General features: G+C 69.3%; 21 protein-coding genes. 16 read left to right on the forward strand and 5 right to left on the reverse strand.

Annotated features, from left to right (window positions below; all coding sequences use genetic code 11):
• Nucleotides 1-119: 119 nt before the first annotated feature.
• The 8 genes from CFB45_RS07725 (at nucleotide 120) to CFB45_RS07760 (ending at nucleotide 7296) form a co-directional block, all read left to right on the forward strand.
• Complete coding sequence (locus CFB45_RS07725) at nucleotides 120-1364, forward strand: YbfB/YjiJ family MFS transporter (RefSeq protein WP_089425154.1); 1245 nt, start codon at nucleotides 120-122, stop codon at nucleotides 1362-1364.
• Between the two features lie 121 nt (nucleotides 1365-1485).
• On the forward strand, nucleotides 1486-2022 hold the full coding sequence (locus tag CFB45_RS07730; protein ID WP_089425155.1) for an NUDIX domain-containing protein: 537 nt from the start codon (nucleotides 1486-1488) through the stop codon (nucleotides 2020-2022).
• A gap of 139 nt (nucleotides 2023-2161) precedes the next feature.
• A complete protein-coding gene (locus tag CFB45_RS07735) occupies nucleotides 2162-2599 on the forward strand; it encodes an acyl-CoA thioesterase (RefSeq protein ID WP_089425894.1) in 438 nt (145 codons plus the stop codon).
• A gap of 7 nt (nucleotides 2600-2606) precedes the next feature.
• Entirely contained in the window at nucleotides 2607-3542 is a 936-nt protein-coding gene (locus CFB45_RS07740; protein ID WP_089425895.1) for a branched-chain amino acid ABC transporter permease, read from the forward strand.
• Nucleotides 3535-4764, forward strand: coding sequence for a branched-chain amino acid ABC transporter permease (locus CFB45_RS07745; RefSeq protein WP_089425156.1), 1230 nt, complete (start codon nucleotides 3535-3537; stop codon nucleotides 4762-4764). Before CFB45_RS07740 ends, CFB45_RS07745 begins: the two co-directional genes overlap by 8 nt.
• Nucleotides 4761-5513 carry an ABC transporter ATP-binding protein gene (locus CFB45_RS07750; protein ID WP_089425157.1) on the forward strand — a complete coding sequence of 251 codons (753 nt, stop codon included), beginning with the start codon at nucleotides 4761-4763 and terminating at the stop codon, nucleotides 5511-5513. Before CFB45_RS07745 ends, CFB45_RS07750 begins: the two co-directional genes overlap by 4 nt.
• Entirely contained in the window at nucleotides 5510-6214 is a 705-nt protein-coding gene (locus tag CFB45_RS07755) for an ABC transporter ATP-binding protein (RefSeq protein ID WP_089425158.1), read from the forward strand. The genes CFB45_RS07750 and CFB45_RS07755 overlap by 4 nt, the downstream gene beginning before the upstream one ends.
• A 335-nt stretch (nucleotides 6215-6549) precedes the next feature.
• On the forward strand, nucleotides 6550-7296 hold the full coding sequence (locus tag CFB45_RS07760; protein WP_089425159.1) for an SDR family NAD(P)-dependent oxidoreductase: 747 nt from the start codon (nucleotides 6550-6552) through the stop codon (nucleotides 7294-7296).
• Nucleotides 7297-7349: 53 nt separating this feature from the next.
• Here CFB45_RS07760 and CFB45_RS07765 read toward each other — a convergent pair whose 3' ends face one another.
• From CFB45_RS07765 to CFB45_RS07785, 5 genes are all read right to left on the reverse strand, one after another.
• The gene (locus CFB45_RS07765) at nucleotides 7350-7844 is read right to left on the reverse strand and encodes a heme-degrading domain-containing protein (RefSeq protein WP_089425160.1); all 495 of its coding nucleotides are present in this window, start codon (nucleotides 7842-7844) and stop codon (nucleotides 7350-7352) included.
• A gap of 82 nt (nucleotides 7845-7926) precedes the next feature.
• A complete protein-coding gene (gene iolB, locus CFB45_RS07770) occupies nucleotides 7927-8742 on the reverse strand; it encodes a 5-deoxy-glucuronate isomerase (protein WP_089425161.1) in 816 nt (271 codons plus the stop codon).
• 44 nt (nucleotides 8743-8786) lie between these two features.
• Nucleotides 8787-9716, reverse strand: a complete 930-nt coding sequence (gene iolE, locus CFB45_RS07775) for a myo-inosose-2 dehydratase (RefSeq protein WP_089425162.1) — start codon at nucleotides 9714-9716, stop codon at nucleotides 8787-8789.
• Between the two features lie 61 nt (nucleotides 9717-9777).
• Nucleotides 9778-11661, reverse strand: coding sequence for a 3D-(3,5/4)-trihydroxycyclohexane-1,2-dione acylhydrolase (decyclizing) (gene iolD / locus CFB45_RS07780; protein WP_089425163.1), 1884 nt, complete (start codon nucleotides 11659-11661; stop codon nucleotides 9778-9780).
• 40 nt (nucleotides 11662-11701) lie between these two features.
• Nucleotides 11702-13660, reverse strand: a complete 1959-nt coding sequence (locus CFB45_RS07785) for a bifunctional 5-dehydro-2-deoxygluconokinase/5-dehydro-2-deoxyphosphogluconate aldolase (protein ID WP_089425164.1) — start codon at nucleotides 13658-13660, stop codon at nucleotides 11702-11704.
• A gap of 317 nt (nucleotides 13661-13977) precedes the next feature.
• On the opposite strand from CFB45_RS07785, the gene CFB45_RS07790 reads away from it, so the two are divergent.
• The 8 genes from CFB45_RS07790 (at nucleotide 13978) to CFB45_RS07825 (ending at nucleotide 23046) form a co-directional block, all read left to right on the forward strand.
• The gene (locus CFB45_RS07790; protein ID WP_089425165.1) at nucleotides 13978-14904 is read left to right on the forward strand and encodes a sugar ABC transporter substrate-binding protein; all 927 of its coding nucleotides are present in this window, start codon (nucleotides 13978-13980) and stop codon (nucleotides 14902-14904) included.
• 68 nt (nucleotides 14905-14972) lie between these two features.
• Nucleotides 14973-16556, forward strand: coding sequence for a sugar ABC transporter ATP-binding protein (locus tag CFB45_RS07795; RefSeq protein WP_089425166.1), 1584 nt, complete (start codon nucleotides 14973-14975; stop codon nucleotides 16554-16556).
• A 26-nt stretch (nucleotides 16557-16582) separates the two neighbouring features.
• On the forward strand, nucleotides 16583-17608 hold the full coding sequence (locus CFB45_RS07800; protein ID WP_089425167.1) for an ABC transporter permease: 1026 nt from the start codon (nucleotides 16583-16585) through the stop codon (nucleotides 17606-17608).
• A 76-nt stretch (nucleotides 17609-17684) separates the two neighbouring features.
• Nucleotides 17685-18596, forward strand: coding sequence for a sugar phosphate isomerase/epimerase family protein (locus CFB45_RS07805; RefSeq protein ID WP_089425168.1), 912 nt, complete (start codon nucleotides 17685-17687; stop codon nucleotides 18594-18596).
• Nucleotides 18597-18655: 59 nt separating this feature from the next.
• Nucleotides 18656-19669: a Gfo/Idh/MocA family oxidoreductase gene (locus CFB45_RS07810; protein WP_089425169.1), complete on the forward strand. Its 1014-nt coding sequence runs from the start codon at nucleotides 18656-18658 to the stop codon at nucleotides 19667-19669.
• A 32-nt stretch (nucleotides 19670-19701) separates the two neighbouring features.
• Nucleotides 19702-20628, forward strand: coding sequence for a TIM barrel protein (locus CFB45_RS07815; RefSeq protein WP_089425170.1), 927 nt, complete (start codon nucleotides 19702-19704; stop codon nucleotides 20626-20628).
• A 53-nt stretch (nucleotides 20629-20681) separates the two neighbouring features.
• Nucleotides 20682-21854 (forward strand): Gfo/Idh/MocA family protein, encoded by a 1173-nt coding sequence (locus tag CFB45_RS07820; RefSeq protein ID WP_089425171.1) that lies wholly within the window; start codon nucleotides 20682-20684, stop codon nucleotides 21852-21854.
• 307 nt (nucleotides 21855-22161) lie between these two features.
• Complete coding sequence (locus CFB45_RS07825; protein WP_089425172.1) at nucleotides 22162-23046, forward strand: MurR/RpiR family transcriptional regulator; 885 nt, start codon at nucleotides 22162-22164, stop codon at nucleotides 23044-23046.
• Nucleotides 23047-23082 lie beyond the last annotated feature (36 nt).

Raw genomic sequence — 23082 nt, forward strand, 5'->3', positions numbered from 1 at the left:
CTCTCCGAGCGATGATTGGATTCTCAATTATTCATTTTTCGAGAACGTTTGGTCAAGCTAGGATGGAAGCATTCCGATTTCCGATCCGGCCGGCGCGTTGAACGCCGGCCCTTGCCGCCATGTCCCGCTCCGATGCCCCGACCGCCGTCGCCGGCGCGCCTTCCGTCGATGATGCCGACCGCCGCGCCCGCACGGCCGCGCTGGCCTGCATGGTCGGCCTCGCGGTCGTGCTCGGCGTCGGCCGCTTTGCGTTCACGCCCTTGTTGCCGCTGATGCTCGCGGACGGCTCGATCGGCCTGAAGGCCGGCGGCTGGCTCGCGTCGGCGAACTACGCGGGCTACTTCGTCGGCGCGGTCAGTTGCGCGGCGCTGCGGGTGGCGCCCGCGCGCATGGTGCGCGTCGGGCTCGTGGCCACCGTGCTGCTTACCGCCGCGATGGGCGTCGGCCACCTGCTGCCGGTGTGGCTCGCGGTGCGTTTCGTCGCGGGCATCGTCAGCGCGTGGACGTTCGTGTTCGTGTCGCAATGGGGGCTGCGGCGGTTGGCCGACCTGCATGCGCCGGAGTGGAGCGGGGTGATCTATGCGGGGCCCGGCGTCGGCATCGTGGTGACGGGGCTGATCGGCAGCGCACTGGCCGGCCAGCGCGCGGCGTCGGGCTGGCTCGGTTTCGCCGCGCTGTCCGCGGTGCTGTCGGTCGTGATCTGGCGCACGTTTGCGGCCACCCCGGTGCACGCCGTGCCGTCGGGCGGCGCCGCGCCGCAGGCGGCCGCCGCAACCGCGTCGCACCACGCGCACAAGCACCGCCATCGCGCGGACGCCGCTTGGCTCGTCGTGCTGTACGGCATGCCGGGCTTCGGCTACATCATCACCGCGACGTTCCTGCCGGTGATCGCGCGCGCGGCGCTGCCGGCCGGCTCGCCGTGGCCCGACCTGTTCTGGCCGATGTTCGGCGCGGCGCTGATCGTCGGCGCGATCACCGCCGCGCGGCTGCCCGGGCACTGGGACAACCGGCTGCTGCTGGCGGCCGGCTGCGCGACGCAGGCGCTCGGCATTGCCGCCGGGATCGTGTGGCCGAACGCGGCCGGTTTCTCGGTCGGCAGCGCGCTGCTCGGCCTGCCGTTCACCGCGATCACGCTGTTCGCGATGCGCGAGGCGCGGCGTCTGCACGGCGAGCGGGCCGCCGGGCTGATGGGCTATGCGACCGCGTCGTACGGGGTCGGGCAGATTCTCGGCCCGCTCGTCGCCGCGCCGCTGGCCGCGCGCTTCGGGTCGTTTTCCCCCGCGCTGTGGGTCGCGGTGGCCGCGCTGCTGCTGGGCGCCGCCGGTTTCGCGGCGACCGCCGCACGCGGGCGGCGGCAACCCTGACGTCGGCGGGGCCGGATCGTCTGCGGCACGGGCAAACTCGCTAGAATGAAGCCTTTCCCGCGCCGAGCGGGTGCGCGGGCAGCCGGCAGGCGGCCGTCCGGCGCCTGCCAGATTCCCATCGATGACCACCGCCGATTACCGCTTTTGCCCGCGCTGCGCGAGCCCGCTCACCGAGCGCGCCGATCCCGACCATGAAGGCGGCCGCCTTCGCCAGGCGTGCCCCGACGACACCTGCGGCTATGTGCACTGGAACAACCCGCTGCCCGTCGTCGCGGCGATCGTCGAGCTCGACGGCAAGATCCTGCTCGCGCGCAACGCGGCCTGGCCCGAAGGCATGTTCGCGCTGATCACCGGCTTCCTCGAGAACGGCGAGACGCCCGAGGACGGCATCGCGCGCGAGGTGTTCGAGGAAACGGCGCTGAAGGCCGAGCACGTGTCGCTGGTCGGCGTCTACGAATTCATCCGCAAGAACGAGCTGATCATCGCGTACCACGTGCGGGCGTCGGGCACGGTCGCGCTGTCGCCGGAACTGCTCGAATACAAGCTCGTCGATCCGCCGCTGCTGCGACCGTGGCGCGCCGGCACGGGCGTCGCGCTCGCCGACTGGATGCGGGCGCGCGGCCTCGATTTCGAATTCGTCGACCGGCCGGGGCAGTGACGGGCCGGCCCGTCAGCCGCGTTGCATCCGCCGTGCCGCGAGCGATCGCGGCGCGGCGTTCCGCTTCTCGCCGGCGCGCCGTGTCATGCGGCCGCTGCGCTTCGCCCACCTCGCTTCCCTCGTCCTGACCGCCATCGCCATGTCCGACAAGCCGCAACCACGCCCGCGCGACGCCTATCGCCACTTCCTGCCGATCACGACCCGCTGGATGGACAACGACGTCTACGGGCACGTGAACAACGTCGTCTACTACAGCTACTTCGACACGGTCGTGAACGAATACCTGATCCGCGCCGGCGTGCTCGACGTCGAGCACGGGCAGACGATCGGCCTCGTGGTCGAGACGCAGTGCAACTACTTCGCGCCGCTCGTGTTCCCGCAGTCGGTCGACGCCGGCTTGCGGGTCGTGAAGCTCGGCACGTCGAGCGTGCGCTACGAGGTCGGGCTGTTCGCGCAGGGCGACGCCACGCCCGCCGCGCAGGGGCACTTCGTGCACGTGTACGTCGATCGCGGCACGCGCCGGCCGGTGCCGCTGCCCGATGCGCTGCGCGCCGCGCTCGAGCCGCTCGCGGCCTGACGGCGCGGTGCACGCGTTCGCGCTCCAGGCCTTCAACGGCCTCAGCTACGGCTTGCTGCTGTTCATGCTGTCGGCCGGCCTCACGCTGATCTTCAGCGTGCAGGGCGTGCTCAATTTCGCGCATGCGAGCTTCTACATGCTCGGCGCGTACGTCGGCTACAGCATCGCGGCCGGCGCGGGCTTCTGGCCCGCGCTGGTGCTCGCGCCGCTCGCGGTCGGGCTGCTCGGCGCCGGCTGCGAACGCATGCTGCTGCGCCGCGTGCAGGCGCGCGGCCATACGAGCGAACTGCTGCTGACCTTCGGCCTCGCATACCTGATCGGCGAGGGCGCGAAACTCGTGTGGGGCCTCGCGCCGCTGCCGGCGCCCGTGCCGGCGCTGTTCGACGGCGCGCCCGTGACCGTGTTCGGCCTCGCGCTGCCGCGCTACCGGCTGTTCATGATGGGGATGTCCACGGCGATGCTGGTCGCGCTCGGCGCGCTGCTGCGCGCGTCGCGCATCGGGCTCGTCGTGCGCGCGGCGCTCACGCACCGCGCGGCCGTCGAGGCGCTCGGCTACGACGTGCCGCGCGTGATGACGGCGCTGTTCGGCGCGGGCACCGCGCTCGCGGCGCTGGCCGGCGTGATCGGCGCGCCGCTCGCGGTGATCGAACCCGCGCTGGCCGAAACGGTCGGGTCGGTCGTGTTCGCGGTCGTCGTGATCGGCGGGCTCGGCTCGCTCGGCGGCGCGTTCGCGGCGTCGCTCGCGGTCGGCTTCGCGCAGACCTTCGCGGCCGCGAGCGACACGTCGCTGCGCGACCTCACGGAATGGGCGGGCATCGCGCTGCCCGACAGCATGGCCGCGGTGTCGATCGCGCAGCTGGCGCCGCTGGTGCCGTACCTGCTGCTCGTCGCGGTGCTGGTCGCGCGGCCGCGCGGGCTGTTCGGCGAGCGTGCCGATGCGTAACCGCATGCTCGCCGGCGTGATGCGCTGGTCTCTGTTCTCCGCCTGCGTCGTGCTGCCCGCGTGGCTGTGGCCGCATGGCGCGGTGCTCGGCTATCTCGCACAGACGGCCGCGCTCGTCGTGCTCGCCCTGTCGTACAACCTGCAGCTCGGCACGACCGGGCTGCTGTCGTTCGGGCACGCGGCGTTCGCGGGCCTCGGCGCGTTCGCGGCCGCGCACTGGTTCAACCACTTTGGCGGCCCGCTGCCGCTGTTGCCGCTCGTCGGCGGCGTGGCCGGCGCCGGTTTCGGCTTTGCCGCCGGGCTGCTCGCGACGCGCCGCTCGGGCACCGCGTTCGCGATGATCACGCTCGGGCTCGGCGAATGCGTCGCGGCCGCCGCGTGGAGCGTGCCGGCCTGGTTCGGCGGAATCGGCGGCGTGCCGATCGACCGCGCGAGCGGCACGCCGTGGGGCGGCTGGCATTTCGGCGCACCCGTCCAGGCGTATGCGGTGGTCGCCGCGTGGTGCCTCGCGTCGGCGTGGGCGATGCATGCGCTGACGCGCACGCCGCTCGCGCGGCTCGCGAATGCGGTGCGCGACAACCCGGTGCGCGCGGCCGCGCTCGGGTCCGATCCGCGCCGCGTGCGGCTCGCGATGGTCACCTGCGCGTCGTTCTTCGCCGGCGTCGCCGGCACGCTGACGCTGATCGACGTCGAGATCGCGACGCCCGACAGCGTATCGATGGCGCGTTCGGCGACTGTGCTGATCGCTGCCGTGATCGGCGGCACCGGCGCGTTCTTCGGGCCGGCGGCCGGTGCGGCCGTGCTCACGGTGCTGAGCATCGTCGTCGCGGGCGTGTCGCGCGCGTGGGCGCTGTATCTCGGCGTGCTGTTCGTCGCGATCGTCGTGGCCGCGCCGCGCGGGATCGCCGGGATCGTGCAAGCGCTCGCGCAGGCGTTGCGGCGCGGCGCGCCGGCGGCCGAGCGGTGGCGCATGCTGTGCGCGGTCGGCGCGTGCGTGTTCTGGGGCGTCGCTGTCGTCTGCGCGGCCGAGCTCGGCTACGCGTGGCGCTTCGCGCAGGACGACGGCGCGGGCTTCGCGTTCGGCGCCTGGAGCGTCGACGCCGATACGCCGGCCGGTTGGGCCGTCGCGTGCTCCGCGTTCGGCATCGGCACGCTGCTGTGGGGCTGGCGCACGCGGCTCGCGCCGGGCGGGCAGGCCGGCAAGCGGGAGGACGGGCGATGAACGGCAACGCGATCGCGCTGCACGGCGTGGTGCAGCGCTTCGGCGCGCAGACGGTGCTCGACGGCGTCGAACTGAGCATCGCGGCCGGCGAGCGTCATGCGCTGATCGGGCCGAACGGCGCGGGCAAGTCGACGCTGTTCGGCGTGATCGCCGGTGCGGTGCGGCCCACGCGCGGGCGCGTCGTGCTGCACGGCGTCGAGCTGCGCGGGCGCGGGCCGGTCGTCGCGAGCCGGCTCGGCATCGGCCGCAGTTTCCAGCAGACGAGCGCGTTCGCGCGGCTGACCGTGTTCGACAACCTGCGCTGCGCGGCGCTGCATGCGCCGGCTGAGCGGCGGCGCTGGTGGAACCGGCTGCGCGAAGCGGCGTCGGTCGATCTCGCGGCCGCTCGCGTGCTGCACGACATCGGCCTCGATGCGCACCGCGACACGCTGGCCGGCGAACTGAGCTATGCGGAACAGCGCGCGCTCGATCTCGGGATCGCACTCGCGAGCGGCGCGCGCACGCTGCTGCTCGACGAGCCGACGGCCGGGATGAGCCGCGCGCAGGCGGCGCGGATGATCGCGCTGATTCGCGCGACGACGCAGGGGCGCACGGTCCTGCTGATCGAACACGACATGGATGCGGTGTTCGGTTTCGCCGAACGCATCACGGTGCTCGTGCGCGGCACGGTGGTCGCGACCGGCGCGCCCGATGCGATCCGCGCCGATCCGGCCGTGCGGGCCGGCTATCTGGGCGAGGGCGGCCCATGAGCGCGCTGCTCGACATTCGCGACCTGCGCGCATGGTACGGGCTGCAACCCGTGCTCGACGGCGTCGATCTCGCGCTGGCGCCAGGCGAGACGCTCGCGCTGCTCGGCCGCAACGGCTCGGGGCGCTCGACGCTCGCGAAGGCCGTGATGGGGCTCGTGCGCACGGCCGGCTCGGTGCGCATCGGCGGCGCCGAATGCGTGGGGGCGCGCACGTTCGAGATCGCGCGGCGCGGCGTTGCTTACGTCGCCGAAAGCCGCGACGTGTTTCCGCTGCTGACGGTACGCGACAACCTGCGGCTCGGGCTGCGCGGCGTCAGCGGCGTGGCCGAACGCACGGCGCTCGAACGGCTGTTCGACCGCTTTCCGTTGCTGGCCGCGCGCGCGGACGTGAAAGCGGGGCGGCTGTCGGGCGGCGAGCAGCAGGTGCTCGCGCTGGTGCGGGCGCTGGCCGGCCGCCCGCGCGTGCTGATCGTCGACGAACCGGCCGAAGGGCTCGCGCCGCTCGCCGTCGACGAAGTCGGCGCGTGCCTCGCCGCGCTGCAGGCCGACGGTGTCGCGATCGTGCTGATCGAGCAGCGGCTGCAGTTCGCGCCGCGGCTCGCGCGGCGCGTCGCGGTCATGGGGCGCGGGCGGATCGTCTATGACGGCGCGCTCGACGGCCTGGGCGGCGAGGTCGCGAACGCGTGGCTGAGCGCCGGCTGACGGCGCGCGAGCGATTGTTCGGAAAACTCCGCCAGTCAATTCGCGTCGAGCCGCTTTATCGCCGCAGTACCGCACAGTAAATTGCCAGTCATACCGGTTGCATATCGACGCAACGATGCAACGACGCAACGACGCAACGACGCAACGACGCAACGACGCAACGACGCAACGACGCAACGACGCAACGACGCAACGACGCAACGACGCAACGACGCAACGACGCAACGACGCAACGACGCAACGACGCAACGACGCAACGACGCAACGACGCAACGACGCAACAGCGCGGCAGCCGGCACCCTCCATCGAAAGTCTTCTGACTGAGGAATGAAATCATGAGCAAGCTGGCAAACAAGGTCGCGATCGTCACGGGCGGATCGAAGGGCATCGGCGCGGCGATCGCGAAGGCACTGGCAGCGGAAGGCGCGTCGGTGGTCGTCAACTACGCGAGCAGCAAGGCGGGCGCCGATGCGGTCGTAAGCGCGATCGTCGAAGCCGGCGGCCGCGCGGTCGCGGTTGGCGGCGACGTGTCGAAGGCAGCCGACGCGCAGCGCATCGTCGATACCGCGATCGACACGTACGGGCGTCTGGACGTGCTCGTCAACAATTCCGGCGTGTACGAATTCGCGCCGATCGAAGCGATCACCGAAGAGCACTACCGCCGGCAGTTCGACACGAACGTGTTCGGCGTGCTGCTGACCACGCAGGCCGCGGTCAAGCACCTCGGCGAAGGCGCGAGCATCATCAACATCAGCTCGGTGGTGACCAGCATCACGCCGCCCGCCAGCGCCGTGTACAGCGGCACCAAGGGCGCGGTCGACGCGATCACCGGCGTGCTCGCGCTCGAACTCGCGCCGCGCAAGATCCGCGTGAACGCGATCAACCCGGGGATGGTCGTGACCGAAGGCACGCACAGCGCGGGCATCATCGGTTCCGATCTCGAAGCGCAGGTGCTCGGCCAGACGCCGCTCGGCCGCCTCGGCGAGCCGGACGACATCGCGTCGGTGGCCGTGTTCCTCGCGTCGGACGATGCACGCTGGATGACCGGCGAGCATCTCGTCGTGAGCGGCGGGTTGAACTGATCCGGCGAGGGCGGTGCAGCGGCGCGCGTGCGCCGATCGCGCCGCCCGTATCGTTACGCGTGCATCGCGAGCGCGTAACGGCCGACGTGCCACTGCAGGCTCTCGACGACGAGCGCGTGATTGTGCTCGGAGTCGAGTCCCGCGATCGTCATCGCGCCGACGATGCCGGCCCCGGCGAGCCGCAACGGCACGCCGCCGCCGTCGAGCGCATAGTCGTCATCCGACAGCCCCTGTGACTGCAGTGACCAGCCGGCGCGGCGAAACCGCTCGCCGACCGCGAGCGAACTCAGGCCGAAGCGCAATACCGTGTTTTGCCGCCGGCGGATCGCGTCGCTGTTGCCGGCATCGCTGCCGTCGAGCGCGCAGTAGAACAGCGGCGCCTGCTCGCCGACGATGCTCACCGCGATCGGCAGCCCGCGGCGCGACGCAAGGTTGACAGCGATTTCACCCATCCGGCGGGCGACCGCTGCGTCGAAGCGCGGCAGCGCCGGGTTCGACGCGTCGTCGTCGAAGGGATGGGGTTCGAGGCGAAAGAGGGTCGTCACCATGGCGGCTCCGTGGCGTCGCCGGCGCTGGGTGCGCGTGCCGGGCGTCGCATCGTCACGGGCCGCGCGCGGGCCCGTCTTTCCATCAGCGCTTCGGGACGTCGAGCATCCATTCGTGCGCGGGATCGTTCTTGAACGCCCACGCGCGGCTCGGGCCGGCCATCACGTTCAGGTAGTACAGGTTGTAGCCGTGCGGCGCGACCACCGGGTGGTAGCCGCGCGGCACCATCACGACGTCGTGGTCCTCGACCGCGCACGCTTCGTCGAGGCTGCGGTCGTCCGTGTACACGCGCTGGAACGCGAAACCCTGCGGCGGATCGATCCGGTGGTAGTAGGTTTCCTCGAGCGACGTTTCGTCAGGCGCCGCGTCGCGGTCGTGCTTGTGCGGCGGATAGCTGCTCGAATGGCTGGCCGGCGTGACGACTTCGACCACGAGCAGCCGGTCGGCCGCCGGGTTGTCGCCCATCAGGATGTCGCACACGTAGCGCGTGTTGGTGCCTTGCCCGCGTACCGAGCGCCGCATCCGCTCGCCGTCGAGGCGTTGCACGCGCTTGTCGCCGCTCGCGTACGGCGCGGTGCACAGCGCGATTTCCGCATCGCGCGTCGCGACCAGCGTGACCGTCTTGCCGCCCGGCACGTACAGCGCGTCCGGCGATACATCCTCGAAGACGCTGTCGCGCTTGCCGAGCGCATCGTAGGTGGCACCGTCGACCTCCGCACGCGCCGTGCCGGTGAGCACGACGACGCACAGCTCGCGCGCGCCGGTGTCGAGCGTTTCGGTGTCGCCGGCCTTCAGGCGCAGCGCACGGAAGCCGACGTGCTTCCAGCCGGCCGATTCGGGCGTGACGTTGCAGATCTCGCGGTCGGCCGAGGCCTTGATCAGCAGGGGAGAAATCGTCATGGGGTGGGGCTCCGCAACAGGGTAGGGCTCATGCGTTCACGCGCTTACGCGCTCAACCGGTCGACGATCGCGCGCAGCGATTCGTAACCCTTCTTCGCATACGCATAGCTTGGCGCGACGGCCGGATCCTGCTCGGCCTCGACGACGAGCCAGCCTTCGTAGCCGGCGTCCTTCAGCGTGTGCAGCGTCGCCTCGTAGTCGAGCGCGCCGTCGCCCGGCACGGTGAAGGTGCCGTTGATCACGCCGTTCAGGAAGCTCCAGCCGTCGTTGCGCGCCTGCGTGACGACCTGCGGCCGCACGTCCTTGCAATGCACGTGAACCACGCGCGACACATGCTTCTTCAGCAGCGTGACCGGGTCGGCCGCGCCGCCGAAATACGCGTGGCCGGTATCGAACAGCAGGAATACCTTCGCCGGGTCGGTCAGCGCCATCAGCCGGTCGACGTCGTCGGGCGACTCGACGTACGCGCCCATGTGGTGATGGTAGGCAAGCTTGATGCCGTACGTGTCGAGCAGGTGCGCGCCGAACGCGTCGAGGCGCGCCGCGTAGCGTCGCCAGGCTGCGTCGTCGACGAAGCGCGGCCGCTTCGCGACCGGCGTGTCGATGTTGCCCTGGATCGTGCCCGCGCATTCGCCGTACACGACGACCTTCACGTCGTTGACCTGCAGCTTCGTCAGGTGTGCACGGCAGCGCTCGATCTCGGCGGCGACCGCATCGGCGTCGCTCATGCCCGGCTCGACCTCGGCGAGGAAGCCCGAATACCAGCCCGACACGCACACGAGCCCGAACTCGGCGAGCTTCGCCTTCAGCTCGGGGCCCGTCTTCGGAAACTTGTTGCCGAGCTCGAAGCCCGCGTAGCCGATTTCGGCGCCTTCCTTCAGCGCCGTTTCGAGCGGTGTCTCGCCGCCGAGTGACGGCAGGTCGTCGTTCATCCACGACAGGGGATTGATACCGATGCGGACGTTCCAGCTCATGACGTGCTTCCTTGGTTCGGATGTATTGTTCGCGGGGAGGGTGCGTGGGCCGTGCGCGCGATCAGCGCCGCTGCCGGGTCTTCGCATCGAGATACGCGCGGTGCGCTGCATCGACGCCGGCGCGCTCGGATACTTGCGGCACCGCGACTTCCCACCATGCGCCGCCGTCGTCGGTCGTGCGCCGGTGCGTGGTGTCGATCACGAGCACCTGGCTCGTCGTCGCCGCGCGGGCGCGTTTCATCTCGCTGCGCAGCTCGCCGATGTCGCGCACGTGCACGGCTTCGGCGCCCATCGCGCGCGCATGCATCGCGAAATCGATCGTCGAGCGCTCGCCGCCTTCCGGCACGCAGTCGTCGAGCATGTTGTTGAAGCTCGCGCCGCCGCAATTCAGTTGCAGCCGCTCGATGCAGCCGTAGCCGCGGTTGTCGAGGATCACGACGATGAGCTTGCGGCCGAGCATCACCGACGTCGCGAGTTCCGCGTTGAGCATCATGTACGAGCCGTCGCCGACGATCACGATCACTTCGCGTTCGGGCCGCGCGAGTTTCGCGCCGAGGCCGCCCGCGACCTCGTAGCCCATGCACGAGTACGCGTAGTCCATGTGGTAGTTGCCCGGCGCGCCGCTGCGCCACAGCTTGTGCAGTTCGGCCGGCAGCGTGCCGGCCGCGCACACGACGAGATCATCGCGCGCGCTGTCGCGGCCCGCGTCGGCCGCGGAGTCGCGCACCGCGCCGATCACTTCCGCGTCGTACGGGAGCGTGTCCTTCGGAATCCGGGTCGTGAGCTCGGTCACGCGCGCATTCCATGCGGCGGCCTGGTCGCGGTTGCTGGCGGTCCATGCCGGATCGGCTTGCCAGCCGGCCAGCGCGGCCGACAACTGGCCGAGGCCCGTGCGCGCATCGGCCACCAGTTGACGGCCGCGTTTCTTGCCCGCGTCGAACGGCTGCACGTTCAGGCTCAATAGCGTCGCATTGCCGTAGAGCGCATGCGAGCCGGTCGTGAAATCCTGCAGCCGCGTGCCGACCGCGAACACCACGTCGGCCTGCGCGGCCGCACGGTTCGCGGCCGGCGAGCCCGTCACGCCGATCGACCCGAGATTCAGCGGATGGTCCCACGCGAGGCTGCCCTTGCCGGCCTGCGATTCGGCGACCGGCACGCCATGCGTCTCGGCGAACGCGCGCAGCGCATCCCATGCCTGGCTGTACAGCACGCCGCCGCCCGCGACGATCAGCGGCTTCTTCGCGGCCTTCAGCACGTCGAGCGCATCGGCGAGTTCGAGCGCGTCGGCCGGCGGCCGGCGCATCCGGATCACCGGCGGCGCGAAGAAATCCTCGGGCCAGTCGTATGCAAAGGTCTGCACGTCCTGCGGCAGCGCGAGGCACACGGGGCCGCACTGCGCGGGGTCGGTCATCACCTGGATCGCGCGCGGCAACGCGACGAGCAGCTGCTCGGGCGACGTGATGCGGTCGAAGTAGCGCGTCACCGGCCGGAAGCAGTCATTCGCGCTGACGTCGCCCTGTTCGAAATCCTCGACCTGCTGCAGCACCGGGTCGGGCAGCCGCGACACGAACACGTCGCCGGGCAGCAGCAACAGCGGCAGCCGGCCGACGTGCGCGAGCGCGGCCGACGTCAGCATGTTGGTCGCGCCGGGGCCGATGCTCGACGTCGCGGCCATCATCCGCTGGCGGAAATTCGCTTTCGCGAACGCGACGGCCGCATTGGCCATCCCTTGCTCGTTGTGGGCGCGGAAGGTCGGCAGGCGGTCCTTTTCCGCGTGCAGCGCCTCGCCGAGCCCGGCCACGTTGCCGTGGCCGAAGATCGCGAACACGCCGCCGCAGTACGGCAGGATCTCGGTGCGGCCGTCGGGCTGGACGACTTCGGCGCGCAGGGCGGCCAGGTAGCGCACGAGCGCCTGGCTGACGGTCAGTCTCACGGTAGAGGTCATGTCGGTCGGTGAAGAGGAAAGGGTCATCGCAGGCGTCGCGTCAGGCCGCGGCGGCGCGGGCGGCCGCGGCACGGCGGCCGAGCCACGCGTCGACCAGCTGCGCGAAGTTGCCGGCGACTTCGTCGATCAGCGCCTGGTCGTCGATCCGGCCGGCGAACCAGTTCAGCGACGCGTCGGCCCACAGCGTGCGCCCGACCATGAAGCCCTTGACGATCGGGTTGGTCGCCGAGCGGAAGCTGTCGACGAGGTATTGCAGCGGCTGGTTCAGCCCGAGGATCACGGCGCCCCGGCAATGCGGGTCGCGCTCGGCGATCAGCGCGGCGAGCCGCGTCCAGCCGTCGGCGGTGAGCGGCGTGAGCTTCCACCATTCGGGCTTCACGCCGAGGTTGTAGAAGCGCGCGATCGTGCGCAGCACCGCATCGTCCTCGGTGCCGGCCGGCGTGACCGCGCGCGGCGGAATCATTTCCAGCAGCAGTTCGTTGCCGCTGGCGCGCGTGGCTTCCCACAGCTCCAGCACGCGCTGCTCCTGTTCGACGCGCAGGTCGACCGGGTCGTCCGGGTGATAGTGCACGAGGCACTTCACGACCTGTTCGGTCGGCCAGTGCGTGAGCGACGAGCCGACCGAGCGCGTTTCGTCGAAGCGCAGCGGCCGCGAGCCCGGCAGCTCGACCGGGCGGCCGACCCACCAGCCGCGTCCGGTGGCCGACGCCAGCGCGTCGCTGCCGTAGCCGCCGCCGTCGATCAGCACGCCCACATGGCCTTCGATGTGGCGATCGCGCTCGACCTGTTCGACCGCGCGCACGAGCAGGCGCTTCAGCGTCTTGATCCGCGCTTCGTCCGCGCCGGCCTGCACCGCGAGTTCATAGAACTGGCTGCGATGGTCGAATGCCATCACGCACAGGTCGTCCCATTCGCGGCGCGGCACCGTCACGCGATGCAGGTGCGCGAGCGTGTGGTCGGCGTCGACCACCGGATTGCGGCTGCCGTCGAACCAGTGGGCCAGCTCGGCCGGCGTCGGCATCGCGGCGGAGCATGCATGGCGCGACACGACGATCGCGCCGCACGCGTTCGCGATGCGCGTCGACTCGGCCCAGTCGCGCCCGCGCAGCAGCCCCGACAGCAGGCCCGACAGGAACGCATCGCCCGCGCCGAGCACGTTGAGCACCTCGACGCGCTCGCCGAGACAGGTCGGCGCATCGTCGATGCGGGCGGGAATGTCGCCCTCGATCACGCAGCAGCCGAGCGCGCCGCGCTTGACGACCAGCGTCGCGTTCGTGATCTTGCGCACCGCCTGCAACGAGCCGATCACGTCGTGCGGCACGCCGCCCGCGATCAGGAATTCCTCCTCGGTGCCGACCAGCAGGTCGAATTCGCCGAGCACCTGCTGCAGCTGCCGCGTCACCTGCGCGTCCGGCACGTAGCGGTTTTCGCCCGCGCCGCGCGCGGTCAGCCCCCACAGCACCGGCCGGTAGTCGATGTCGAGGATCCGCACGACACCATGGCGGCGCGCATAGCCGAGCGCGGTCAGCGACGCCTCGCGCGTGCCCGGCGTCGACAGGTGCGTGCCGGTGATCGCGAGCGCGCGGCAGCCGGCGATGAAGTCCTCGCTGATCTCGTCGGCGCGCACGGCCATGTCCGCGCAGTTCTCGCGCACGAACAGCAGCGGGAACGTGTCGCGGTCCTTCAGCCCGAGCAGCACCAGCGCGGTGAGGCGCTCGCGGTCGGTCTGCAGCTGGCTCGTGTCGCAGCCTTCGCGCTCGAGAGTCTCGCGCAGGAAGCGGCCCATCTGTTCGTCGCCGACGCGCGAGATCATCGCGGTCTTCAGCCCGAGCCGGGCCACGCCGAACGCGACGTTGCCGGACGAGCCGCCGAGATACATCTGGAAACTGCGCGCGTCTTCCAGGCGGCTGCCGTACTGCTGCGCATAGAGATCCACGGCCACGCGGCCGAGGCAGGCGAGATCGATGGGGCGGTCACTCGGAAAGGTCAGCAGGCTCATATCACGTGTCACGCTCGCGGCCGGCGTTCGGCGATGCCGGCAGATTAGGGGACCGAACCTCGGGCGACGCTTCGCATCGTGTGCTGCACGACGCGGGACTGCCTGCCGCAAGGAATCGGGCTACGGAACGGAGTCTAGACTTTTTGGAAATCCAGTTCCCTAGGTGAAATCACGTAGAAATAAATTTCCAAATTTTCGAGGAAGTGATCTACAGTTTCATCCGGATGCTTCAGTCCGTATCGGCTTCGATCGGACTCGGCCCGGCGGCGCGCAACGCGCCGTCTTCCGCCCCCCGGAGATGAGGAGACAGATTGATCATGAAGACCAAGCTGATGGCCGTCGCGGCCGCCGCGATCCTGGCAGCGCCGCTCGCGCATGCCGAGAAGATCGGCGTGACGATGGCGTCGTTCGACGACACGTTCCTGACCATCCTGCGCAACAGCATCGCCGATTCGGCGAAGAAGGACGGCGCGACGGTGCAGATCGAGGACGGCGGCAACGACGTCGGCAAGCAGTTGAGCCAGGTCCAGAACATGATCGCGCAGAAGGTCGACGCGATCATCGTGAACGCGGTCGATACCGACGCGACGCCGAAGATCACCAAGATGGTGACGGCGGCCAAGATTCCGCTCGTCTACGTGAACCGCAAGCCGGTCGATTTCGACAAGCTGCCGGCCGGCGTCGCGGTGGTCGCGTCCGACGAGAAGCAGTCGGGCACGCTGCAGGCGCGCCAGGTGTGCAAGCTGCTCGGCGGCAAGGGCGACCTCCTCGTGCTGATGGGCGAGCTGTCCAACGAATCGGCGCGCGCCCGCACCAAGGACATCGAGGACGTGATCGCGACGAAGGATTGCGCGGGCATGAAGATCGTCGACAAGCGCGAGGGCAAGTGGAGCCGCACGCAGGGCCAGGACATCACGATGAACTGGCTGAGCTCCGGCACGAAGTACGACGCGATCATCTCCAACAACGACGAGATGGCGATCGGCGCGATCAACGCGCTGAAGGCCGCGCGCAAGTGGACGCCGAAGACGATCGTCGCCGGCATCGACGCGACGCCGGACGGCCTGGCGTCGATGAAGAGCGGCGAGCTGAAGGTGTCGGTGTACCAGAACGCATCCGGGCAGGGGCAGCAGGCCGTCGCGGCCGCGCTCAAGCTCGCGAAGAAGCAGTCTGTCGACCGCTACGTGAACGTGCCGTTCGAGCTCGTGACGCCCGAGAACATGAACCAGTACGCGAAGCATTGACCGGTGATCCGTTGAATGGCGCGGGCCCGGCACGACCGGGTTCGCGCACGACTTGTCGAGGAACGTCCATGTTTACAGCCAGAGTCGCGCGCCCGATGGCCGGCGACGATGCGCGGGCCGCTTCGTCCGGCTCGACCGGCGCGTCGGCCCCGCCGGCTTCTTCCGCGGCCGACTGCGTGCTCGAGGTGCGCGGTGTCGGCAAGTCCTTTCCGGGCGTCGTCGCGCTCGACGGCGTGCAGTTCCGCGTGCGCCGCGGCACCGTCCACGCGCTGATGGGCGAGAACGGCGCGGGCAAGTCGACGCTGATGAAGATCATTGCCGGCGTCTACACGCCCGACCAGGGCGAGATCCTGATCAACGGCGAGCCGGTCGTGCTGAACGGCCCGCTCGATGCGCTCGACCGCGGCATCGCGATGATCCACCAGGAACTCAACCTGATGCCGTACATGACGGTCGCGGAGAACATCTGGATCCGCCGCGAACCGAAGAACCGTTTCGGCCTGATCGATCACGCCGCGCTGCGCCGCCAGACGGCCGAGCTGTTCGAACGGCTGTCGATCGACATCGATCCGGAAACCGACGTGCGCACGCTGACCGTCGCGAGCCGCCAGATGGTCGAGATCGCGAAGGCCGTGTCGTTCGACTCCGACGTGCTGATCATGGACGAGCCGACTTCCGCGCTGACCGACAAGGAAGTCACGCACCTGTTCCGGATCATTCGCCAGCTGCGCGAGCAGGGCAAGGGCATCGTCTACATCACACACAAGATGAACGAGCTGTTCGAGATCGCCGACGAGTTCTCGGTGTTCCGCGACGGCAAGTACATCGGCACGCATGCATCGAGCGACGTCACGCGCGACGACATCATCCGCATGATGGTCGGGCGCGAGATCACGCAGATGTTCCCGAAGGAAGAGGTGCCGATCGGCGACGTCGTGCTGTCGGTGCGGAACCTCGGCGTCGACGGCGTGTTCCGCGACGTGAGCTTCGAGCTGCGCGCGGGCGAGATCCTCGGCGTGGCCGGCCTCGTCGGCTCGGGGCGCTCGAACGTCGCGGAGGCGCTGTTCGGCGTCGTGCCGGCCACGTCGGGCGAGATCCGGATCGACGGCAAGCCGGTGCGCATCACGACGCCCGCGCAGGCGATGAAGCACGGGATGGCCTTTCTCACCGAAGACCGCAAGGACACCGGCTGCTTCCTGAATCTCGACCTGCTCGCGAACATGGAAGCGGCGGTGCTCAGCCACCGCTACGTGAAGTTCAATTTCGTGCAGCAGGCGCAACTGAAGCGCGACTGCGAGGCAATGAGCCGGATGCTGCGCGTGAAGTCGCCCGGGTTGCACGAGGAAATCCAGAACCTGTCGGGCGGCAACCAGCAGAAGGTGCTGATCGGCCGGTGGCTGCTCACGCAGCCGCGCATCCTGATCCTCGACGAACCGACGCGCGGCATCGACGTCGGCGCGAAGGCCGAGATCCACCGGCTCGTCAGCGCGCTCGCCGGCAAGGGCGTCGCGGTGCTGATGATCTCGTCGGAGATGCCGGAAGTGCTGGGAATGAGCGATCGCGTGATGGTGATGCACGAAGGGCGCATGACCGGCATCGTCGATCGCAAGGACGCCGACCAGGTCCGCATCATGGATCTCGCGTCGCGCTGAGCCGAACCAAGATTGGAGACAAAGCAATGGGCAACCTGAACCCGGTCGCGGATGCGCAGACCATGACCCTCAAGACGCGGCACACGAAGTGGCCGCCCGAGCTGAGCATCTTCCTCGTGCTCGTCGGCATCAGCCTGTTCTTCGAGATCGTCGGCTGGATCGTCGTCGGCCAGAGCTTCCTGTTCAACACCGAGCGGCTCGAGATCATCGTGCTGCAGATGGCCGTGATCGGCATCATCGCGGTCGGCGTGAACCTCGTGATCATCACCAGCGGGATCGACCTGTCGTCGGGCTCGGTCGTGGCCGCCGCGGCGGTCGTCTCGGCGAGTCTCGCGCAGGTGTCCGACTTCCCGCGCGCGGTGTTTCCGCACCTCACCGACCTGCCGATCATCTGGCCCGTGCTCGCCGGCGTGTGCGTCGGGCTGCTGGTTGGCCTGCTGAACGGCTCGTTGATCGCGATGACGGGCATCCCGCCGTTCATCGCGACGCTCGGCACGATGGTCGCCGCGCGCGGCTTCGCGAAGTGGTTCACCAACGGGATGCCGGTGTCGATGCTGACCGACCAGTTCGCGGCCATCGGCGCGGGCGCCAATCCGGTGATCATCTTTCTCGTGATCGCCGCGATCTTCCACGTCGTGCTGCGCTACACGCGCTTCGGCAAGTACACCTATGCGATCGGCGCGAACCGTCATGCGGCCGTCGTGTCGGGCATCAACGTCACGCGCCACCTGATCTTCGTCTACGCGATCGCGGGCCTGCTGAGCGGGATCGCCGGCACCGTGACGGCCGCGCGCGCGATTTCCGGCCAGTCGGGCATGGGCGTGATGTACGAGCTCGATGCGATCGCGGCGGTCGTGATCGGCGGCACGTCGCTGTCGGGCGGCCTCGGCCGCGTGACGGGCACCGTGATCGGCGTGCTGATCCTCGGCGTGATGACGTCGGGCTTCACATTCATCCGCATCGACGCGTATTACCAGGAGATGGTCAAGGGCGCGATCATCGTCGCGGCCGTGATCGCCGACCAGTACCGCAACAAGAAGAAGCGCCGCTGACCCTTCGTGGATCGCAGATCGAGGGTGGCACGTGCCGCCGCCTTCGCCTGGAACCCGCCACCGTCGAGGATATTCGATGAAGATCGCGCTGGACCCCTACATGATTCGCCACCTGCCGCTCGACCGCCTGCCGCACGCGGTGGCCGAGCTCGGCTACGACCAGATCGAGCTGTCGCCGCGCAGCGACTTTCTCGACTGGTGGGTGATGCCCCGCGCCACACGCGAGCGGATGGCCGCTTTCCGGCAGGCGATGCGCGCGAGCGGCGTCGGCCTCGCGTCGCTGCAGCCGATGTACCGCTGGGCGAGCCCGTTCGAGGACGAGCGGCAATGGGCGGTGCGCTGCTGGAAGCAGGCGATCGAGGTGGCGGTCGAGATGGAGTGCGCGCTGATGGTGTCGGAGTTCGGGCGCGGCGCGTCACCCGAGCGCTCGGTCGGCGAACGGCCGGGGGCGAACCCGAAGGAGCTGTGCGAAGCCGCGTGGTTCCGGTCGATGGACGAGTTGCTGCCGATCCTCGAGCGCGAACGCATCGTGCTGTCGGTCGAGCCGCATCCGGAGGACTGGATCGAGCAGCTGCAGCCGGCGATCGACATCGTCACGAACATCGGCTCGCCGTCGCTGAGGCTGTCGTACATCGCGCCGCACACGTTCTACTACGGCGACGACATGGCCGCGATGATCGCGCAGGCCGCGCCGATCCTCGCGCACGTGCGCGTGGCCGACACCTTCGACCATCGCAAGAGCAGCCAGCTGCGCTACATCGTGAACCCGCCCGGTTCGAACCAGATTCGCGTGCACCAGCATCTTGACATCGGGCAGGGCGAGATCGACTGGGACGTGTTCTTTCGCGCGCTCGGCGCGGCAGGCTTCGACGGCGTGATGTCGTCGTGCGTGTTCGCGTGGGAGGACCGTGCGGAAGCGTCGTCGCGCTACATGCGCGACACGATCCAGCGCTACGTCGATCGCCATTTCGATCGCGCCGCGCGCTGACGGATGACTGACCGGTGCGGCGCGTGCCGCGCCGCCAATGAACGACTGGAGACTTTTAGATGACCTTGCAAATCGGCGTGATCGGCTGCGGTGCGATCGGCCAGGACCATATTCGCAGACTGACCCGCACGCTGTCCGGCGCGCGCGTCGTGGCCGTCAACGACATCGATCCGCAGCAGGCGCGCGACGCGGTGACGAAGTATGGGCTCGACGCGGAGATCTACGGCGACGGCCACGAGGTGGTCGCGGCCGCCGACGTGCAGGCCGTGCTCGTCACGTCGTGGGGGCCGACGCACGAAGCGTTCGTGCTCGACGCGATCGCGCACGGCAAGCCCGTGTTCTGCGAGAAGCCGCTCGCCGTCACGGCCGAAGGCTGCATGCGGATCGTCGAAGCCGAAGTCGCGCACGGCAAGCGGCTCGTGCAGGTCGGCTTCATGCGGCCGTACGACGAAGGCTATCGCGCGCTGAAGCGGGTGATCGACAGCGGCGAGATCGGCGCACCGCTGATGCTGCATTGCGCGCACCGCAACCAGTCGGTCGGCGAGCGCTACACGACCGACATGGCGATCACCGACACGCTGATCCACGAGCTCGACGTGCTGCGCTGGCTGCTCGGCGAGGACTACGTGAGCACGCAGGTCGTCTATCCGAGGAAGACGCGCCATGCGTCCGCGCATCTCGCCGATCCGCAGATCGTGCTGCTGGAAACCGCGAGCGGCGTGCGCATCGACGTCGAGATCTTCGTGAACTGCCAGTACGGCTACGACATCCAGTGCGAGGTGGTCGGCGAGCAGGGCATCGCGAAGCTGCCCGATCCGCCGGCCGTGGGGCTCAAGCATTCGGCGCGGCAGTCGGTCGAGATCATGACCGACTGGAAGGAGCGCTTCATCGCGTCGTACGACGTCGAGCTGCAGGCGTTCATCGACGGCGTGCGCGCGCATGCGCTCACCGGGCCGTCGGCCTGGGACGGCTACGCGGCGGCGGTCGCGGCCGACGCCTGCGTGCGTGCGCAAAAGAGCGGGGCGGTCGAGCTGATCGCGATGGCCGAACGCCCTGCGTTCTATCGCGGCTGAACCGCAGCCGCCTACTTGCCGGACTGACCGACATGACGATGAAGATGGGTTGCGCACCGTGCTGCTGGGGTGTCGACGACGTGAAGAACCCGCACCTGCCGCCGTGGCGGCAGGTGCTTGCCGAAGCCGCCGAGGCCGGCTACTCGGGCATCGAGCTCGGGCCGTACGGCTACATCCCGCTCGAACTCGACGTGGTGAGCGCCGAGCTCGAGCGGCAACGCCTGAGCATCACCGCCGGCACGATCTTCGACGATCTCGTGTCGCCTGAGAGCCTGCCGAACCTGTTGCGCCAGACGCGCGAGATCTGCGCGCTGATCACGCGGCTGCCGAAGCTGCCGACGCAGGACGGCCAGCGCTACGCGGCGCCGTACCTCGTCGTGATGGACTGGGGCCACGACGAACGCGACTACGCGGCCGGCCACGGCGATCGCGCGCCGCGGCTGTCGGACGACAGCTGGGCGGCGATGGTCGACCACATCCGGCAGATCGCGACGATCGCGCGCGACGAATTCGGCGTGCGCACGGTGATTCATCCGCATGCGGGCGGCTACATCGAGTTCGCGGACGAGATCGACCGGATCGTCGCCGACATTCCGGCCGGCATGGCCGGCCTCTGTCTCGACACGGGCCACCTGTACTACTCGGGCATGGATCCGGAAGCCTGGCTGCGCCGCCACGCGGCGCGCCTCGACTACGTGCATTTCAAGGACATCGACGCGGCCGTGTACGACGCGGTGATGGGCGAGCACATCGCGTTCTTCGCCGCGTGCGCGCGCGGCGTGATGTGCCCGATCGGCACCGGCGTGCTCGACTACCGGTCGATCCGGCACGCGCTCGACGACATCGGCTACGCGGGATACATCACGATCGAGCAGGAGCGCGACCCGCGCAATGCCGGCACGAGCCTGCGCGACGTCGCCGCGAGCCGCGCGTTTCTCGCATCGGCCGGCTTCGCGTGATCCACCGCATCACGCCCACCCTGAACTGAACACGGACCAGGAACACCCTCATCATGATTGACGGACAGATTCTGCTTGGACATTCGATTCGCTGGGGCATGGTCGGCGGCGGGCTCGGCAGCCAGATCGGCTACAGCCACCGGTCGGCCGCGCTGCGCGACGGCAGCTTCCAGCTGGTCGCCGGCGCGTTCGACATCGATCCCGAACGCGGCCGCCAGTTCGGCGTGAAGCTCGGCGTCGCGGCCGAGCGCTGCTATCCCGACTACGCGACGATGTTCGACGCCGAGGCGCGCCGCCCGGACGGCATTCGCGCGGTCTCGATCGCGACGCCGAACAACACGCACTTCGAGATCTGCCGCGCCGCGCTGAACGCGGGGCTGCACGTGGTCTGCGAGAAGCCGCTGTGCTTCACGACCGAGGAGGCCGAGGCGCTGCAGCGGCTGTCGGTCGAGAAGAACCGGATCGTCGGCGTCGCGTACGGTTATTCCGGACACCAGATGATCGAGCAGGCGCGCGAGATGATCGCGCGCGGCGATCTCGGCGAGATCCGCATCGTGCAGATGCAGTTCGCGCACGGGTTCCACAGCGAGGGTGTCGAGGCCGCGAGCGCGGCTGCGCGCTGGCGCGTCGACCCGAAGTTCGCGGGCCCGAGCTACGTGCTCGGCGACATCGGCACGCATCCGCTGTACATCTCCGAGGTGATGGCGCCCGAGCTGAAGATCCGGCGCCTGATGTGTTCGCGGCAGAGCTTCGTGAAGAGCCGCGCGCCGCTGGAAGACAACGCGTTCACGATCATGGAATACGACACGGGTGCGGTCGGCTACGTGTGGTCGAGCGCGGTGAACGCGGGCTCGATGCACAGCCAGAAGGTGCGCGTGATCGGCTCGAAGGCGAGCGTCGAGTGGTGGGACGAGCATCCGAACCAGCTGCGCTACGAAGTGCAGGGGCAGCCGGCGCAGGTGCTCGATCGCGGAATGGGTTATCTGCATCCGCATGCATTGCGCGAGGATCGCATCGGCGCCGGGCATCCGGAAGGGCTGTTCGAGGCCTGGTCGAACCTGTATGCGCGCTTCGCGCTCGCGATGGATGCGGCCGACCGCGGCGACGTCGCGGCACTGAAGAACATCCGCTATCCGGACGTCCATGCGGGCGTGGAAGGCGTGCGCTGGGTCGAGAACTGCGTGCGCTCCGCCGATGCGGGCGGCGTGTGGGTCGACTATCGTTGAACCGGTCGAACCGCGCGCGACGGGCCGGCTGCAGTGCGCCGCGCGCCCGTCGCGCAAGGCTTTGCGCCGTCGGCCGGCGTTGGTAGACACCCTAATCTTTACGACGCCGCGTGAGCGTTGGACAATCGCTTCCAGTGTTGCCGTGGAGCGTAGGCAAGTGATGATCGAGCGCGTGGGAGCGAGCACGCGGCGCGGGCCGCGTCGCAAACGTGATTAAATTCGCCCTTCATGCATGTATCCAGTCGAGTCCCGGGCCGCGCCCCCCAGTATCGCGCGCACATCGGGGCCGTCAACTTCGCGCTATCCGATGAGTTCATCCGAGAAACCTCCCGCCACCGTCGAGCAGTTCCTGCAGCACCTGACGCAGGAGTACGACGGCCTCAGCAATCGCCTGAAGGTGATTGCGCGCCACGTGGAAACGCATCGGGACCAGCTTGGCCTGGAAGGCATCCAGACGCTCGCGCAGGCGTGCGGCGTCCAGCCGTCGGCCGTCGTGCGCTTCGCGAAGCATTTCGGCTTTTCCGGCTTCTCCGAGATGCAGAAGCTGTTCCGCGAAGGGCTCGCGCAGCAGATCGCGCCGGGGCGCGCGTACAACCTGCGGCTGCGCGACGTGATCGAATCGGGCTCGTCGAGCCTGCAGCCCGAGCAGATCGCCGACGAATTCATCAAGGGCAGCATTGCCGGGATGCAGCAGCTGCGGCAGACGCTCGACTCGCAGGCGCTCGCGCAGGCCGTCGACCTGCTCGCCGATACGCAGGCGATCTGGATCGCGGGCTCGCGGCGCGCGTTTCCGATTGCCGTGTATCTCGATTACGCGCTGCAGCACACCGACAAGCGCATCGGGCTGTTCAGCGCGCTCGGCAGCATGCATCTCGGGCAGATCCGCTCGGTGCGCGAGGGCGACGTGATGATCGTCATCTCGTTCATGCCGTATGCGGAGGAAACCGTGCAGGTCGCGCAGCAGGCCGTGCAGCGCGGCGCACGGCTGATCGCGATCACCGACAGCCGGATGAGCCCGCTGGCGCGGGAGGCCGAGGTGACGCTGATGGTGCAGGACAGCGCGACGTTCGGCTTCCGCGCGCTGACGGCCACGATGGGTCTTGCGCAGAGCCTGTTCGTCGCGCTCGCGTACCGGCTCGAACTGTCGTACCTGCCGACCGCCGACGGCGCGCACGGCACGCAGGCCGGCTGACGCCTCCTGCCGGTGTTGCTGGTGTGCCGCCCGCGC

Origin of the sequence: Burkholderia sp. HI2500 (assembly GCF_002223055.1) — a bacterium.
Classification (GTDB): Bacteria; Pseudomonadota; Gammaproteobacteria; order Burkholderiales; family Burkholderiaceae; genus Burkholderia.